Source organism: Flavihumibacter petaseus NBRC 106054 (assembly GCF_000974785.1).
Classification (GTDB): domain Bacteria; phylum Bacteroidota; class Bacteroidia; order Chitinophagales; family Chitinophagaceae; genus Flavihumibacter; species Flavihumibacter petaseus.
On sequence record NZ_BBWV01000003.1, the window covers coordinates 814,458 to 832,615 of the forward strand.

Annotated in this window: 9 protein-coding genes; all 9 read left to right on the forward strand. The window is 50.3% G+C overall.

Annotation, left to right across the window (positions count from 1 at the left end; translation table 11 throughout):
* Positions 1-4 precede the first annotated feature (4 nt).
* The 9 genes from FPE01S_RS18800 (at position 5) to FPE01S_RS18840 (ending at position 18,151) form a co-directional block, all read left to right on the forward strand.
* On the forward strand, positions 5-1,633 hold the full coding sequence (locus FPE01S_RS18800) for a RagB/SusD family nutrient uptake outer membrane protein (RefSeq protein ID WP_046370740.1): 1,629 nt from the start codon (positions 5-7) through the stop codon (positions 1,631-1,633).
* A gap of 28 nt (positions 1,634-1,661) precedes the next feature.
* A complete protein-coding gene (locus FPE01S_RS18805) occupies positions 1,662-2,798 on the forward strand; it encodes a SusE domain-containing protein (protein ID WP_046370538.1) in 1,137 nt (378 codons plus the stop codon).
* A 16-nt stretch (positions 2,799-2,814) separates the two neighbouring features.
* Positions 2,815-3,966: a glycoside hydrolase family 76 protein gene (locus tag FPE01S_RS18810; protein ID WP_046370539.1), complete on the forward strand. Its 1,152-nt coding sequence runs from the start codon at positions 2,815-2,817 to the stop codon at positions 3,964-3,966.
* A 2-nt stretch (positions 3,967-3,968) separates the two neighbouring features.
* Positions 3,969-5,099: a glycoside hydrolase family 76 protein gene (locus FPE01S_RS18815; protein ID WP_052956002.1), complete on the forward strand. Its 1,131-nt coding sequence runs from the start codon at positions 3,969-3,971 to the stop codon at positions 5,097-5,099.
* A gap of 2 nt (positions 5,100-5,101) precedes the next feature.
* Positions 5,102-6,523: a glycoside hydrolase family 125 protein gene (locus FPE01S_RS18820; RefSeq protein ID WP_046370540.1), complete on the forward strand. Its 1,422-nt coding sequence runs from the start codon at positions 5,102-5,104 to the stop codon at positions 6,521-6,523.
* 41 nt (positions 6,524-6,564) lie between these two features.
* Positions 6,565-8,865, forward strand: coding sequence for a GH92 family glycosyl hydrolase (locus FPE01S_RS18825; protein ID WP_046370541.1), 2,301 nt, complete (start codon positions 6,565-6,567; stop codon positions 8,863-8,865).
* Between the two features lie 110 nt (positions 8,866-8,975).
* Entirely contained in the window at positions 8,976-13,136 is a 4,161-nt protein-coding gene (locus FPE01S_RS18830; RefSeq protein ID WP_046370542.1) for a hybrid sensor histidine kinase/response regulator transcription factor, read from the forward strand.
* 139 nt (positions 13,137-13,275) lie between these two features.
* Complete coding sequence (locus FPE01S_RS18835; RefSeq protein WP_052956005.1) at positions 13,276-16,446, forward strand: SusC/RagA family TonB-linked outer membrane protein; 3,171 nt, start codon at positions 13,276-13,278, stop codon at positions 16,444-16,446.
* A 10-nt stretch (positions 16,447-16,456) separates the two neighbouring features.
* Positions 16,457-18,151, forward strand: a complete 1,695-nt coding sequence (locus FPE01S_RS18840) for a RagB/SusD family nutrient uptake outer membrane protein (RefSeq protein WP_046370543.1) — start codon at positions 16,457-16,459, stop codon at positions 18,149-18,151.
* Positions 18,152-18,158: the final 7 nt, after the last annotated feature.

An 18,158-nucleotide genomic window follows, 5' to 3' on the forward strand; every position in this document is an offset into this window, starting at 1 on the left:
ACTCATGAAAAAATCACCCATAAAAAGCTTGCTGGTTGTGTCAGTAATAATGATGGGACTGTCCTGCAAGAAGCTTGACCTTGTACCCACCAATAAATTTACCGATAAGAATTTCTGGACGACCCCCGAAAAGGCTTCAACAGTATTGTCAGAGGCCTATTCTCAGATGTTCGATGCCAACTATTTTTTCTACAACGAAGCACTGAGCGACAATGCCTATAATGGCCGTGGTGACAATGCCGGAGTTAACTCCATTGCTGCCGGGCTCGCTGACGCCTCCCTTGGTCGTTTTAAAGATGAATGGAATGGCCACTATACCTGCATCAAGACCTGTAACATCTTCATCGAAAATGTAGGCAAAGTGCCGGGCATGAACGAAGACCTGCGCAACCGCATGATTGCAGAGGCAAGATTCATCAGGGCTTACCAGTATTTTCAGTTGTATACCTGGTATGGTGATGTTCCCTTATTCGATCATGATATTTCAGTGGATGAGGCAACTTCAATTGTGAGAAGTCCCCGCCAGGAAGTTTTGGCATTCGTATTGTCAGAACTCGAGCTTGCAGCAGCTGCCTTACCGGTTAATTCTGCTTATGCTGCTGAAGATCGCGGACGCATCACCCGTGGTGCTGCACAGGCACTGAAGGCACGTGCATTGCTTTATGAAGGCCGCTGGTCTGATGTAGTCGCTGCAACGGAACCACTGATCAATGGTATGGAATACGGCACCTACAGCCTGTTCAATCAGTATGAAGGTGTTTTCCTTCCGCAGAATGAGTACAATGCAGAAGTGATCTTTGATCTGCAATTCGTTCCCGAGGTTAGAACTTACAATAACTTCTTCGATATGGCTCCCCTGGCTGTAGGCGCACGCCTCAACGCCCTGGCACCCACGCAGGAACTGGTAGATGACTACATCATGCTGAATGGAAAAGGCATCAGCGAAAGCGGTTCCGGCTATAACGAAGCCAATCCGTACACCAGCCGTGATCCGCGCCTTACCAATACCATCGTGTACAATGAATATAAATGGAAAAAGCCGGATGGCAGCACCCAAACCATCTACACGAAACCAGGCTCAGATCCCAACAATACAAAATTTGACGAATATGCTCCGGGCGGCGTAAGCTCACCAACAGGATACTATATCCGCAAATACTATGATCCCACTTCCATCAACAATTTTAACTCGGGACTGAACCTCATCCTGATCCGCTTCGCCGATGTGCTGCTGATGTATGCCGAGGCAAAAAACGAACTGGGTCAAATGGACGAAGAAACCTGGAACAAAACCATCAAAGCACTGCGCCTACGCGCCGGATTCACGGAGACTTCCGCTACTGCCTTTGATGGCGCCCTGGGCCAGGACCAGCTGCAAACCGTGATCCGCCGTGAACGCCGCACCGAGCTGGCCATGGAAGGCCTGCGCATTTTTGACATCCGTCGCTGGAAAACAGCAGAAGAGGTGCTCAATGGCTGGGCGCACGGTGCACAATTTGGTGAACCCACCATCGACAACGGGTACATCCGCGCCAACGAACGCAGCTTCGATCCCAACAAACACTACCTGTGGCCCATTCCCCGCGATGAGCGCAACCTCAACCCTAATCTGACCCAAAATACCGGCTGGTAATCCATTCATCAAACTTCATCTTTTTTATATGAAACGCTTTCTGAAACAATTGCTTTTTGCCGCAACAGGCATCCTGGCCCTCGCCGGATGTGAAAAAGACAAAAACCTCGATCATACCAAAGTATCGGAAGTCACAAACATTTTCAGTCCTGAAGACAACCAGTTCATCCAGCTGCAGCAGTCCGCTTCAGCCAGTGCCGTGTTTGAATGGGAACAGGCCCGCGCGGAAGACGGCGGACTGGTAATGTATGAAGTGGCCTTCGACAAGGAAGGTGGTGATTTTTCCAACCCTGTTTACAAAATGGTGTCAGACAATGGTGGCGTGATCAACAAAGCCACCATCCTGCATAGCGTATTGAACAATATCGCCTCTATGGCTGGAATACAGTCCAACTCCAATGGCAAATTGAAATGGACTGTCATTTCTTCGAAAGGTATCAACGCTGTGACATCATCCCAGGTAAGGACCATTGAAGTGAAAACGCTTGCCGGGTTTGCCGTGAAACCGGTGGAGCTTTACCTGACCGGTTCAGCCACTGAAGGAGGAGAGAACCTGGCACAGGCAGTTCCTGCAAAGCAAACTGCAAACGGTGTATTTGAAGTGTATACTTCCCTCAAAGCAGGCACCTGGAACCTGGCCGATAAAACTTCCGGCACGCCCACGACCTACAGCCTGGATGGTGATAAGATCGTTGCCGGTGGAACCGCTACGGTAACTGGCGACACCAAAGTTTACCGCATGGTGCTTGATTTCAACAGCGGCGCAGCCACCATCACCGAGATCAAGGCAATCGAACTCTGGTTTGCTCCCGACAATACGACCAAATTTGCGATCCCGTATTCCGGCCTGGGCAAGTTTGTAGCGGAAAACGTGAAAATCGATTTCAAACAGGAAAGCTGGGGCAGAGACGAGCGGTACAAATTCCGCATGAAGGTGAATAATGGCGGTGACGATACCTACGAGTGGTATGGCAGCAGCAATGGCGACAACCAGCGGCCAACCACCGGAACTTCACCCGCCTACTGGTACCTGTTCATGTTACCGAACAGTGACCAGTGGAACAACTGTTACAAGTTTCAGACTGAAGCAGACGGAGTACCGCTCAATGTTACAGTAGACTTCTCCGCAACGGAACACTATACACACGTGGTGCAGATCCGGTAATCCATAAAACAAATTCATGAAGAAAATACTTACGGTCGCACTTGCCGCAGGAACGCTTGTTTCCTGTACGAAAGACTATGACGATGTGATCATCAGCGGCGACAAATCCGGTATCCAGCGGTATGAAGTGAGCTGGCAGCAGGCTGCCGACAGCAGTTCACGTTCTGTTGCTGCTAATTTCTGGAACCCGCAAGGCAAATATTTCAATAAAGACAATGGTGGCAATACCACTTTCAACTACTGGCCCCAGGCACATGCACTGGATGTACTGGTGGATGCTTACCTGCGGACGAATGACGCCGTTTACCGCACCCAGATAGACAGCTGGTTCGACGGGGTAAAGCAAATGAACGGCGGAAGCTTCAGCAATGAGTTCTATGACGATATGGAATGGAACGCATTGGCCATGCTCCGCGCGTATGATGCCACAGGTGATGCCAAATTCAAAACAGCCGTAGATGCGCTGTGGAACGAGATCAAAGGCGGATGGAATACCACGATGGGTGGTGGCATCATGTGGCGCAGGGCAATGCCGGGTTACAAAAACACGCCGGCCAATATGCCCGCAGCCATCCTGGCTGCCCGGCTCTATCAGAAAGACAAAAAGAATGAAGACCTCGCCTGGGCACAGAAGATCTATGCCTGGGAAAAGGATAGTCTTTTTGAAACCGGTACCGGTTATGTTTACGATGGGATCAACAACCAGGGCGATGGAAAACGTGACGCCTGGAAATTTACGTACAACCAGGGGACTTTCATCGGTGCAGCACTCGAGCTGTATAATGCCACCGGCAGCGCAGTGTATTTCAATGACGCGCAGAAAGCCGCAGGTTATACTCTTGGAGACAATACTCTTACGAATTCCACTGATCGCCTGCTGAGAGATGAAGGCGAAGGTGACGGCGGATTGTTCAAAGGCGTATTTGTGCGGTACTTCACGTTGCTGATCCAGCATCCTGACCTGTCGGAATCCTACAGGAGCCGTTATATTGCCTTCCTGAAACACAATGCTGAATTGCTGTGGTTTGCCGGCACATCAAAATCCTCCGTGCTCTTTGGCACTTACTGGAAAAACAAACCGGCCGCTTCCACCGACCTGACCACGCAACTCAGCGGCGCCATGCTCATCGAAGCGGCCGCCACGCTGGAGAAAAACAAATTATTCTGATCATGACGATAGTGTTGAATAGTGCCCTTCGTAAGGGATTGTCCGTACCCTTGGCTTTGTTTTCTTTATACACACATGCGCAGGTGTCTGGCCCGGGCCAGGCACCCGCACGTGCTGAATTCCGTGAGGCTGCCGTTTCCCTGAACAATGCCATCCAGCAGCATTTCCTCAACCCGGCAACAGGCTATTACAATGAACACGCTGAAAAAGACAGGAATAAAAACCCGGTCTCTTACCTCTGGCCACTCTGCGGATTGATCCAGGCGGGGAATGAATTGGATGTATTGCAGGGAACAGCCGTTGAACTCGACCGCTACATGTTCCTGATAGACCGTTACGAAGACCAGCGGCCACCTGTAACCGGGTACGCTTCCTATCCACCGGAAAAAGGAGGCGGGGACAGGTTCTATGACGATAACCAGTGGATCGGAATCGCCGTGATGGACGCCTGGAAACGGCGACCGGATACAGCGTACAGGCGCCGCGCCGAGCTGATCTATACATTCATGATGACCGCATATGACAGTGTTGGCGGGGGCGGATTGTACTGGGAAGAAGGAAAACTGAATACCAAGAATACCTGCTCCAATGGGCCCGGCATTCTCCTCGCGCTGCAACTGCACCAGGCTTCCGGAAAAAAGACTTATCTCGACACCGCATTGCTGTTATACAACTGGGTGAACAATACCCTGCGTGATGACAAAGGCCTCTATTTCGACAATATCGGCCTTCCTTCCCGCAAAATTGATCAGCGCCGTTATGCCTACAACACCGGCACCATGCTGCAGGCTAATGTGATGCTATATGAAATTACCCGCAACCCGAAGTACCTGGCAGAAGCGAAACGTATTGCAACAGCAGCAACAACCTATTTCCTGCCCAACGGGAAAATGCATGACGGCTATTGGTTCTCCGCGGTATTGCTGCGTGCCTACCAGCAACTGTTGCAATATGACAATGACACCAATCATATTAAAGCTTTTGCCAAAGCAACACGGAACGCCATTGCCAGTGAACGCAACAAAGACGGACTGTATATCAGCAAGGGAAAAACGGTAGACCTGGTGAATCAGTCAGGAATGCTCGAAATATTAGCCAGGTTGGCTTACCTTGAAAAAAATTATCAATTCTAAACATGGACAGGAGGAATTTTTTGCAGCAATCGGCGCTCGCCGGTGCTGGGTTGGTTTGGAGTACCTATGGATTCTCACAGGCAAATGCTGAATTTCCCACCGTGCGGACGCCACTGGCCAACCGCAAATTCAACAGCAAAGCTGTTGAACAGCTGATTGCCGACATTCATAAAAACGTAGGCAACAAGGAAATCGCCTGGTTATTTGAAAATTGTTTCCCCAATACGCTCGATACCACCGTCGAATTTGAAACGATCGACGGCAAACCGGATACCTATGTAATCACTGGTGATATTGACGCCATGTGGCTGCGCGACAGCTCCGCACAAGTCTGGCCCTATATCCCTCTTTGCCATACTGATCCGGAACTGAAGCAACTGATCCGTGGTGTAATCAACCGACAGGTGAAGTGCATCATCAAGGATCCCTATGCCAATGCTTTCTATAAGGACGAGAACAAAGTATCGGAATGGAAAGAGTCGGATATCACCGAAATGAAGCCGGGCATTCATGAACGCAAATGGGAGATCGACTCCCTGTGTTACCCGATCCGCCTGGCCTATGGCTACTGGAAGGAAACCGGCGATACCTCGGTATTTGATGCCGAATGGGTGAAAGCGATGAAGCTCGTGGTGCAGACTTTCAAAGAGCAACAGCGATTTGACGGAAAAGGTCCCTACACTTTTCAGCGTAAAACAGCCTGGGCCACCGACGGCGTGCCGATGGGCGGTTACGGGTACCCGGCCAAACCAAACGGCCTGATCTGTTCCATGTTCCGTCCAAGCGACGATGCAACAGTGTATCCTTACCTCATTCCCAGTAACTTCTTTGCAGTCCGCTCCCTTCGCCAGCTGGCGGAGATCCTGGGCGCAACCGGCAAACCCGCAGCAGATGCCAACGCGGCCATCGCCCTGGCAGAGCAGGTAAAGAATGCGCTACAAGCCCATGCCACCACCATCCACCCGAAATACGGCAAGATCTATGGCTACGAAACCAACGGTTTCGGCAGCTATAACCTGATGGATGATGCCAATATTCCCTCCCTCTTGTCATTGCCCTATCTCGGCGGCGTCAAAAGATCTGATCCGGTCTACCAGCAAACCCGCGCGTATGTGCTGTCTGAAGACAATCCGTTTTTCTTCAGCGGTAAAAAGCTTTCCGGCATTGGCGGACCACATATCGGCATTGACATGGTATGGCCCATGAGCATCGTGATGCGTGGCCTTACATCGGGAGATGAAGGCGAGATCCGTTCCTGCCTTCAGTCGCTCCAGCATTGCCATGCCGGTACCGGCTTCATGCACGAATCCGCGCACAAAGACGATCCGGCAAACTTCACCCGCAAATGGTTCGCCTGGGCCAATACCATCTTTGGAGAATTTATCTGGAAAACTTACCGTGAAAAACCCCAGCTGCTGAAATAACGGTTTAGTTATCTTGCAGCCTGCAAAAAAACGAAGCGCTCATGAAGAAAGTTCTGCTTTCCTTCCTTTTGGCGGGAACTGCCGCCCTGTCCGTATCTGCCCAGGAAGTAACCGCTGTGACCGACCCGGTGGAATGGGTAAACCCGCTGATGGGAACCGACTCCAAACCAAGCCTGTCCAACGGCAATACCTATCCCGCCATCGCGCTTCCCTGGGGGATGAATTTCTGGACGCCGCAAACCAATAAAATGGGCGACGGCTGGGCCTACCAGTATGCAGCGGACAAGATCCGTGGTTTCAAGCAGACACACCAGCCTTCTCCATGGATGAATGACTATGGACAGTTCAGCATCATGCCGGTGACGAAAATGAACATTTTCGAGCAGGACAAACGGGCAAGCTGGTTCTCTCACAAAGCCGAGGTTGCAAAACCTTATTATTACAGCGTTTACCTGGCTGACCACGATGTGACAACGGAGATCACGCCCACAGAACGTGCCGCGCAATTCCGTTTTACCTATGGCAGCAGCGACAGTGCCTTTGTGGTGATCGACGCTTTTGATAAAGGTTCTTATATTAAAATTATTCCTTCCGAGAAAAAGGTAATCGGCTACACGACCCGCAATAGCGGCGGTGTTCCGGCCAATTTCAAGAACTATTTTGAAGTTGTATTTGATCAGCCCTTTACGGTAGCCCATGCCTGGCATGGCGCACAACTCGCGAAAGACACACTCGAATTGCAGGCGGATCATACCGGCGCGATCATCGGGTTTAAAATGGAAAGAGGTCAAACCCTCGGCGCGCGTGTAGCCTCTTCCTTTATCAGTCATGAGCAGGCTGCACTCAACCTCCGGCAGGAACTCGGCAGCGACGATTTCGAGCAAACCCGCCGCAAAGCCAAAGCTGCCTGGAACAAAGAATTGTCGAAGCTGCTGGTAGAAGGTGGAACGCCGGAGCAGACCAGGACGTTTTACAGCTGCCTGTACCGCACGATCCAGTTTCCGCAAAAGCACTACGAAATTGATGCCACCGGCAAAACAGTGCACTACAGTCCTTACAACGGCCAGGTGCTTCCGGGTTATTTCTATGCCGGCACCGGCTTTTGGGATACCTTCCGTGCCCTGTATCCTTTCCTGAACCTGGTATTCCCCAATATCAATAAGGAAATGCAGGAAGGCCTGGTGAACTGTTTCCTGGAAGGCGGGTTTCTGCCGGAATGGAGCAGTCCCGGTTTCCGCGATGTAATGGTCGGAAACAATTCTGCCTCAGTAGTCACAGACGCTTACGTAAAGGGTCTCCGTGGGTATGACATCAATAAACTGTATGAGGCACTCCTGAAAGGAGCCAACAACGAAGGCCCGCTGGAAGCTGTGGGCCGCAAGGGTGTGAACTATTACAATAAGCTGGGATATGTTCCCTACGATGTCAAAATCAATGAGAATGCCGCCCGCACCCTTGAATATGCTTTCGATGATTTCAGTATCTATCAGTTGGGTAAAATGCTGAAACGCCCGAAGAAAGAACTCGATCTCTACGCCAAAAGAGCCATGAATTACCAGAATCTCTTTGATCCCGCCACTAAACTGATGCGCGGCCGCAACCTCGATGGTTCTTTCCAGTCACCCTTTAACCCTTTCAAATGGGGGGATGCTTTCACAGAAGGCAACAGCTGGCACTATTCCTGGAGTGTATTCCACGATATCGCCGGACTGGCTAAACTGATGGGGGGCCGCGAAGCTTTCGGCAAAAAACTGGACTCTGTATTTACGCAGGCACCCATATTCGATGATTCCTATTACGGCAGTGTGATTCATGAGATCCGCGAAATGCAGATCATGAACATGGGGCAGTATGCACACGGCAACCAGCCGATCCAGCACATGATCTACCTCTACAACTACGCCGGCCAGCCCTGGAAAACCCAATACTGGGTGCGGCAGGTGATGACCAGGCTGTATAAGGCAACTCCCGATGGCTATTGCGGTGACGAAGACAACGGCCAGACTTCCGCCTGGTATGTATTCAGCGCCATGGGCTTTTACCCGGTTTGTCCGGGTACCGACCAATACGTTCTCGGAACGCCACTCTTCAAAAAGCTGACGCTCAGCCAGCCTAACGGCAAATCACTGGTGATCCGTGCCGACGGCAACTCAGCGGAAAACCAGTATGTACAATCAGTGCTGCTGAATGGTAAAACCTGGACGAATAACTGGGTGTCGCATACCGCCATTCAACAAGGCGGTGTACTCGATTTCTCCCTGGGGGCAGATCCTTCCCGCACGCGGGGAACCGATCCGTCTGCTGAACCGTATTCTTTTTCCGTTCATGAAAAACTGCGCTAGTACTTTTTAGCTGATTGTTGGTATTATTCTTACGGGGCAGATCCGAATCGGATAATTTGCTTATTTTATAGCGACCAAACCGATTGCTCATCAACTGTCTGTGAGAACACATGTGTGTGAAGTGCCTGCCCATTTTTCTGTTTACCTGCTTTAGTATTTTTTGCCATGCGCTCTATTCCCAGGAAAAGGAGTACCAGTTTGCGACGGTAGATATCCAGCAGGGGCTCTCCAGTAACCAGGTCAACTGTATTTACAAGGATGCCCATGGATTCATGTGGGTCGGTACCTTGTCCGGACTCAACCGGTATGATGGCTACGGGTTCAAGATCTTCAGACATGACGAAAGCGACACCGCTACACTCCTGGACGACAATATTGTTGGCATTTTTGAAGGTCCGTCTGACAAACTCTGGATCAAATCCCAGAGCAGCTTCAATATCTACGACCAGCGGACAGAAAAGATTTCCAGGAAGCCTGAATACTATTTTCAATCGCTCGGGTTACCCAGCGACGGCTTTATCACCATCCTCCGGAACAAAGACCTGTACTATTTCGTATATGCCAATGCAGGTGTTTACGAATACCAGGAGGGCGGCCGGATCAGGCATATCCGGGAATCGGTACTGGAAGACAACAGTACCAATCCCATCAACAGCGCCGTGCTGGATTCAAAGGGATATTGCTGGCTGATGCGCTTCAACGGCATCATCGAAAAACTGGACCTCGACCAGGGCCGTAACCTGCTGCGGACAGCTATTTTCCAAAAGGAGGATATCGGCCTCCAGTTCGGTTATGCGATGGTGATAGACAGTGATGACGATATCTGGCTGTACCAGCGCAATACGCTCGCCGGTGTCTACGAACTCAGTCCCGCCCGCAACAGCATCCGCCACTTCAGCACCACTACAAGTCCTGCACTCAGCAGCAACGCCATCAACGGTATTGGCGAAGACGTGCATGGCCAGATCTGGCTCGTGACTGACCATGGTGGTGTTAATATCATTGATAAGGATAAGAATGCCATCCGGCACCTGGTCAACAGCCAGGTGCACAAGAAATCCATTTCTGATGAGGCCCTGAATGCAGTATATCGCGACAACCAGGGGATCATGTGGCTCGGCACTTCAAAAAAAGGCATCAACTATTTTGACGAAAACAGTAATAAGTTTCCGCACTATCACCAGTCCGGCCCCGATGACCGGCGCATTCCATTTGAAGATATCAATGCCTTTGTGGAAGATAAAAAAGGCAATCTCTGGATCGGCACCAATGGCGGCGGACTGATCTATTTTGACCGTAAGGCAGGAACCTTTACCCAGTACCGTCACCGCAACGGGGACGCCGCCAGTCTCACCAACGATGTAATCGTGGCCCTCTGCCTTGACCGGAACGACAAACTCTGGATCGGAACCTACCTCGGCGGCATGGATTGTTTTGATGGTAAAACCTTCCGGCATTACCGGCATAGTGCCAACGATCCGCTGAGCATTGCCGACGACCGGGTTTTCTCCATCTATGAAGACAGCAACGGCAGCCTTTGGATCGGAACACTCAATTTCGGCCTTGACCGGCTCGATCGTGAAAAGGATATTTTTTACCACTATAATCCCAGTGTTCCGCAGACCCTGCATTCACCCAATGTGACTTCCATCATGGAAGATTCCAGGGGGAATCTCTGGGTATGTACGGCCTGGGGGGTAGATATGCTGGACAAACGTTCCGGCCGGTTCGTGCATTACCTGACCGACAACAGCAAACTCAGCTACAATACCGTCACGGGTATACGGGAAGACCATGAAGGCAATATCTGGATTGGTACCAACCGGGGCCTGAATGTGCTGCAGAAAGGCAGGAATGATTTCAAGACTTTCTACAAGAAAGACGGCCTGGCCGACAATACCGTACTGGATATCCTGGAAGATGATCAGCATTTTCTCTGGGTAAGTACGAAGTCGGGAATTTCAAAAATTGAAGTGTTGCATACGCCCGAAAATGAACTGTCCATCCGCTGTATCAACTACAATGAATATGATGGCCTGCAGGGGAGGGAATTCAACCGCTATGCTGCACTGAAATTACGTTCCGGGGAGCTGGTCTTCGGCGGCGCCAATGGGTTTAACCTGTTCAATCCGGCCGACGTAAGGAACCATAACCCCCAGGCACCGCTTGTACTGACTGATTTTCAGCTCTTCAACAATTCCATGAAAGCAGGACAGATCTTCCAGAAACACGTGATACTGCCCCAGACGATCACGGAAACACAATCACTGGAGCTTTGTTACGATGAGAATGATATCTCCCTGGAATTTGCTGCATTGGAATTCACCCATACCAGTAAAACCAGGTACGCCTACATGCTGGAAGGCTTCAACAAAGACTGGATCGTAACCGATGGGGGCGACCGCAAAGCCACTTACACCAACCTTGATCCCGGTCACTACACCTTCTTCGTCAAGGCAACGAACAATGATGGTACCTGGAATGAAAAAGGTATGGTTAAACTTGCCCTGACGGTATTACCACCCTGGTGGTCTACCAGCTGGGCATATGCGGGATATGTGTTACTGGTCTTATTTGCCCTCTGGCTGGCCCGCCGTGGCATCATCCGGCGGGAAAAAATGCGGTATGCCCTGGCTACCGAAAGAAAAGAAGCCCAGCGGATGCGCGAGCTGGACATGATGAAGATCAAATTCTTTACCAATGTGAGCCACGAATTCAGAACACCGTTGTCGCTGATCCTGGTTCCTATCGAAAAAATGATCGGACAGGTGAAAGATGCCGAATTGCGCGACCAGTTCCAGTTGATCCAGCGGAACGCCAAACGCCTGCTGAATATGGTGAACCAGCTGCTGGACTTCCGAAAGATGGAAGTGAATGAACTGAAACTACATACCACGTCGGGCGATATAGTGGCTTTTATAAGGGATGTATGCTACGCATTCACTGATCTGGCAGATAAAAAACATATCCAGTTCCAGTTCAACAGCCTGGTCAAACAGCTGATCATGCCCTTTGACCAGGATAAAATTGAAAGGATCCTGTTCAACCTGCTGTCCAACGCCTTCAAGTTCACCCCTGAAGAAGGCAATGTGCATGTGACCTTAAGCCAGTATTACCAGGGTGATGACGGCTTCCTGGAGATCAAGGTGAAAGATTCAGGGATAGGCATACCCGTGGATAAGAAGCCAAGGATCTTCGACCGGTTCTTTCAGGCTTCGTTGCCGGAAAACGTCCTGAACCAGGGGTCCGGGATCGGGCTGTCGATCACCCGGGAATTTGTCGAAATGCATGGCGGCACGATCAGGGTGGACAGCCAGCAGGGCGTGGGGAGCCTGTTTACAGTGCTGTTGCCCATTCCGGCCAGGAGGGACATTCCGGTTACTGCAGGTTCAGTCGGACTGAATCCGGACCTGGCAGACGAAGAGGCCATGGAAATTAGCGGTGTTACCGGGCGTTCTCCCGGTGTACGTTCCAAAAAGCCGGTGGTTTTGCTGGTAGAGGACAATGATGACTTTCGTTTCTACCTCAAGGATAACCTCAACGCTTATTTTACCATTCTGGAGGCAAGTGATGGAAAGGATGGATGGAAAAAGGCCCTGTCGGCCCACCCAGACCTGGTGGTAAGCGATATCAGTATGCCGGTGATGGATGGGGTGGAGCTCTGCCGGAAACTGAAAACAGATCCCCGCACCAAACACATGCCGGTAATTCTGCTGACTGCCCTGGAGGGAGAGCAGCAGCAATTGCTGGCGTTGGAGACTGGCCCCAACGATTACCTGACCAAACCGTTCAATTTTGAGATCCTGTATTCAAAAATGAAGAATCTCATCCAAAACCAGGAAGCCGTTAAGCAGACCTATCAGAAACAGGTAGAGGCAAATCCGACGGATATACAGGCTGAGATACCGGAGGATGATTTTGTTCAGAAAGTGCTGGGCATCATTGAAACGAATATGTCCAATGCTGAGTTCTCTGTAGACCATTTAAGGCAGGAATTACTGCTGAGCCGCACCAGTATGTACAAAAAAGTATTATCGGTAACCGGGAAAACGCCAATCGAATTCATCCGGACGATCCGCCTGAAAAGAGCTGCTCAGCTGCTGGAAAAGAGCACGCATAACGTTACTGAGGTGGCTTATATGGTCGGATTCAACAATCCGAAGTACTTTGCGCGGTATTTTAAAGAAGAATTCGGAATCCTGCCTTCCCTTTATCAATCAGAAACCAGGAAAAAAAGTACCAACAATCCCGGGAAAAGTACGGACGGATAATTTTATACCCCTCAAAGAACAATTTCATACCCTCCGACTAACATAATTACACCCATAAAAAACAGTTTGGGTATCCTGTTTTTTTTCATCCGCAGATATATTTAAGCTGCATTTTATTGCATCAAACAATTGCTTGTGTATGAAAAAAACCAGAACTGCTGTTCAGTTGGGTACCCTATTCTGGGCCTTACTGCTCTCCCTGCTGATTCCCTTCCGGATGACAGCGCAGACTTCCGACCGGACCATAACGGGTAAGGTCACCTCTTCTGACAACAGACCCGTAGCTGGTGCCACCGTTACGGTCAAGGGCACCAGCCGGGCCTACACGACGGATGCCAGCGGTAACTTCTCCGTTCCGGCCAGAAACAACGATGTCCTTGTGTTCTCCTATGTGGGGTTCCAGCAGAGTGAACTCATCGTTACCAGTGCCGCCACCTACCAGGTGCGCATGGTACAGGGCGACAACAAAATGAGTGAAGTGGTCGTGATCGGTTACGGCTCCGCCAGGCGGGCCAACCTGACCAGCGCACAGACCTCTATATCTGCCAAGGATATGGATAAAACGGTGAACACAACCCTGGAGCAGGCCATTCAGGGCCGGTCTGCAGGTGTTTATGTAACCCAGAACAGCGGACAGCCTGGTGGCGGGATCTCAGTGAATATCCGGGGGGTCAGTACCCTTAACGGTACTACTGAACCGCTGTATGTTATTGATGGTATCCAGGTGCAGCCGGAGATCGTCAGTTTTGGCGCACAAAGCTCCTCCAATGTGCTCGCCGGACTCAATCCGGGCGATGTGGACAATATCCAGCTCCTGCAGGGACCATCTGCAACAGCGATCTACGGTACACGTGGCACCAATGGTGTGGTACTCATCACAACCAAACGGGGTAAGAATGGTGACACCAAATTCAATTATGGCTTTCAATATGGCCTCCAGGCACCCCCCAAAAAACTGGAGGTCATGAACCTCCGCCAATATGCGCAAATGGTAAAAGAGTATCATGCCATTGCCGGCGGTGACACACCGCAGGAATTTCTGGACCCTTCTATTTTAGGAGAAGGTACCGACTGGCAGGATGAGTTGTTTGATTATGCTGCAATGCAGAAACACCAGCTCAGTATGAGCGGGGGCAACGAAAGAACAACCTACTACCTCGGCGGCGAATACCTTAAGCAGGATGGTGTGGCCATAGGATCGGGCTTTGATCGCTATTCAGTACGACTCAACCTCGACAATAAGGCTAAAGACTGGCTGACCATCGGCGCCAACCTGAGTTTTAACCAGACGGACGAGAAGCTGACCGCGACCCAGGAGAATACCATTTCCAATGCACTGCAACTGACACCTCAGATCCCGGTAAGGAACATGGATGGTTCCTGGGGCGGCGGTGATGATTTTAATGGTGCCAACAAGTTTGCTCCCGTAAACCCCGTGGCTATTGCTAACCTGGTAACGAACAAATGGGTTCGCCGCCAGGTGATGGCCGGACTGAATGGCGCAGCAAAGATTACGAAGGACCTCACTTTCAGGCTAAGCTTTAACACGAGTTTCAACTACAGTAACGGTCAATACTATATGCCTACCTACAAAATCGGTTGGGCTGAAAACGTTACTTCAACCTTAAACGAATACGCTAACAATAGCTTTTACTGGAATTTCCTGCAAGGACTGGAATACAACAAGCAACTTGGCCTGCATAATATCGGTGTAATGGTCAGCCACGAAGCCCAGGAATCGAAATGGAAAAATATCGGTGCCGGTAAATCCGGATTCCTCACCAATAATATCCTCGATCTTGAAGCAGGTGACGACCTGACATCCAGCAGCTCCGGCGGATCAGGCCCATGGGCAATCGAATCCTACCTGGGTCGCCTGAACTATAATTATGACAACCGCTACCTGGTTGTAGCGACTGTCCGCACAGATGGCTCTCCCAATTTTGGACCCGAAAACAGGTGGGGTTGGTTCCCGTCTGTTTCAGCTGCATGGCGTATTTCCCAGGAGAAATTCTTTAACGTACCCTGGATCAGTGAAATGAAACTTCGGGTGGAAACCGGTGTAACTGGTAACATGGGTAATGGCTCCGGCGTCTATTCACCGCTTAGTGGTGATGCCTCACCCAACGGCACAGGATTCCTGGTTAGCCGTCTGCCGAACAATGCGCTCCGCTGGGAAGAAACCCATACCAACAACTTCGGATTCAACCTGGGCCTTTTTCATGACCGGGTAAACCTGGAGTTTGATTACTATGTCAGAAAGACCAGCAATATGCTGATGGATAACCTGCTGCCCTGGTACATGGGTACCAACGGAACTGGTTCCGTTGCTCCCAACTATGTGAACGCGGGCGATATGGAAAACAAAGGCTGGGGCTTTACCATCAATACCGTAAACATCAACAATGGCAGGTTTAAATGGGAAAGCTCACTGAATCTTTCCGGCATCAAAACCAAAATCAATAAACTCAATTCTGCCTATGCACAGCTGACAAGATCCAGCTGGTGGATGGACAACTGGCAGCAACGGTCTACCGTTGGCGATGCCCCATGGATGTTCCTCGGTTATGTGGAAGAAGGCCTCTTCCAGTCTATTGAAGAAATCCAGAACAGTGCTGTTCCCGTCAACAATACCGGAGACCGGTATCCCATCGATCCGGTTAGTGGGATTTGGGTGGGAGATGCCAAATTCAAGGACATCAACGGTGACAATAAGATCACCGAAGCAGACCTTACCTATATCGGTAACCCCTGGCCGAAACTTTTTGGTGGCTTTACCAACACCTTTTCCTTTAAAGGGATTGACATGAGCATCCTCATCACAGGAAGTTATGGCAATGACATATACAATTATATGGCCAAGGTGAATTCCAATCCCAATAACATTAACCTAAGCCGCAACCTGTTGATTGACGCCATGGACTATGCGAAGCCGGTTGATGAAAATGGAAAAGTATACCTGGAAAATCCCGATGCTAAAGTGGCCAGGATTTCACTGGGGCCAAACGGTAACTACCTGCGGCCAACCACACGTTGGGTAGAAGATGGATCTTACCTGCGCTTAAAAAACATAACCATTGGCTACAGTATTCCACCAAAGCTGTTGTCAAAACAGAAGATCGTTCGCGGCATCCGTCTTTCTGTCAGCGGTCAGAACCTGGTGACGCTCACCAGCTATTCAGGAATGGATCCCGAAGTAGGCGCCTATGTTGGCAGAGACGCAGGGTCCAATAACCAGGCGATCGGTGTGGATTACGGTCGTTATCCATTGACCAGGTTTTATACCGCAAGCATCAACATTGACTTCTAAAAGAATTGCCATGAACACGCGAAAAATCATACTTCGGTTTTTAACCATCTCCTGCCTTGCCGGAACGATGATGGGGTGCAGCAAGAACTTCCTGGAACGGCCGCCGACAGACCAATTGACGGATGGTAGTTTCTATCAGAACGATGATCAGCTGTATGCCGGAACGCAATTGCTCTACAGTAAAGTCTGGTTTGATTATAATGACAAAGCTTCCTTTAACCTCGGAGACTTCCGTGCGGGTACTGTTTACTCCATGTGGAATTACCAGGACAATGTAAGGTTCAATACAAATGGTAATACCATTGATAATGGGTCTGCCTGGCGATCCTTTTACAATGTCATTGCACAGTCGAATCTCGCGATCAGTAACATCAATACCTATGCTGGTCCCGATGTTACTCCCGCAGTAAAGGAACAAACCATCGCCGAAGCCCGCTTCATGCGTGCAACCGCCTATCGTTTCCTGGTCATGAACTGGGGCGCCGTTCCGATCATCGAAGACAATCTCAAACATCTTGGCGATACAGGCATCACCCGGAACACTGTTCCCAGTGTCTGGAGATTCATTACCCGCGAATACCGGGCAGCTGCTGAAATTCTCCCGCTTTCACCACCAAGGCCGGGTAGAATTACCCGGTGGGCAGCAGAAGGAATGCTGGCGAGAACATATCTGGTGAGGGCAGGTGTTGAAGGCACCGGAGCCAATGGCCGCAAACAGGAATTTCTGGATAGTGCCAAATACTTTGCGGAACGCGTGATAACGATGAGCGGTGCGCAACTATTGGGAAATTACGCTGACCTGTTCCTGTTCCCCTATGACAACAACAAAGAATCCCTGTTTGAATTGCAATGGGTATATTCCGGCCCCAATGCGTGGGGTACACAGAATTCTGCACCGGCCTATTTTACCTATAGCGGTGATATCGCTAATGGTGATGGTTGGGGTGGCGATGTGAGTGCCACTTTCTGGATGCTCGCCAATTATGAAGGAATGGTCAAAAGAGGTGACACTGCTATTGCCGGACGAACGCTCGACCAACGACTAAAGGCAACCTTCATGCTGCCGGGTGCCAGTTACCCCGAGATCACACAATCTATTAATGGCGGTGAACAGAAACTGATCTTCCCCTATGTTACCGGTGATTTCAACTTTGTGTCCGTTAAAAAATACGTTGTGGGCAAGGCAAAGGATGTAGATGGCCAGGCAGCTTCACAGCGTTACGGTCATGACACCTATATGCTGCGCCTCGCTGAAATGTATCTCATTTATGCTGAGGCTACCCTGGGTAACAATGCGCAGACGGATGATGCCAAAGCACTGGAATATTTTAACCGGATCCGTACACGTGCAGGATTACCCCGCCTGGAAGATCCTGTTACGCACACGCCGATGCCGATCACACAAGACATCATCCAGAAGGAAAGGTTCATTGAATTCGCCATGGAAGGACAGGCCTGGTATGATCTCGTAAGCCTGCACTATTACAATCCGGAGAAAGCTTATGCGATCCTGGAAGCACAGGATCGTGGATTATTCCGTGCAGTGCCCGATGTGTTCCCAAATCCCACACAATGGTTGTTTGAGATTACGACCTGGGACAATAACCGGCATATCGTTGCCAATGCAGGAAACTTCCAGCTGCCTATTCCTTCCCCTGAACTGGCACAGGCGCCCAACCTTAACAAAGAACCCGTAGACTACTAAACGAAAA

What these genes read in the sequence shown, in the direction of transcription:
- FPE01S_RS18815 (WP_052956002.1), top strand. Translation starts at nt 3,969, where the DNA reads ATGACGATAGTGTTGAATAGTGCCCTTCGTAAGGGATTGTCCGTACCC.
- FPE01S_RS18835 (WP_052956005.1), top strand. Translation starts at nt 13,276, where the DNA reads ATGAAAAAAACCAGAACTGCTGTTCAGTTGGGTACCCTATTCTGGGCC.
- FPE01S_RS18805 (WP_046370538.1), top strand. Translation starts at nt 1,662, where the DNA reads ATGAAACGCTTTCTGAAACAATTGCTTTTTGCCGCAACAGGCATCCTG.
- FPE01S_RS18820 (WP_046370540.1), top strand. Translation starts at nt 5,102, where the DNA reads ATGGACAGGAGGAATTTTTTGCAGCAATCGGCGCTCGCCGGTGCTGGG.
- FPE01S_RS18800 (WP_046370740.1), top strand. Translation starts at nt 5, where the DNA reads ATGAAAAAATCACCCATAAAAAGCTTGCTGGTTGTGTCAGTAATAATG.
- FPE01S_RS18840 (WP_046370543.1), top strand. Translation starts at nt 16,457, where the DNA reads ATGAACACGCGAAAAATCATACTTCGGTTTTTAACCATCTCCTGCCTT.
- FPE01S_RS18825 (WP_046370541.1), top strand. Translation starts at nt 6,565, where the DNA reads ATGAAGAAAGTTCTGCTTTCCTTCCTTTTGGCGGGAACTGCCGCCCTG.
- FPE01S_RS18830 (WP_046370542.1), top strand. Translation starts at nt 8,976, where the DNA reads ATGTGTGTGAAGTGCCTGCCCATTTTTCTGTTTACCTGCTTTAGTATT.
- FPE01S_RS18810 (WP_046370539.1), top strand. Translation starts at nt 2,815, where the DNA reads ATGAAGAAAATACTTACGGTCGCACTTGCCGCAGGAACGCTTGTTTCC.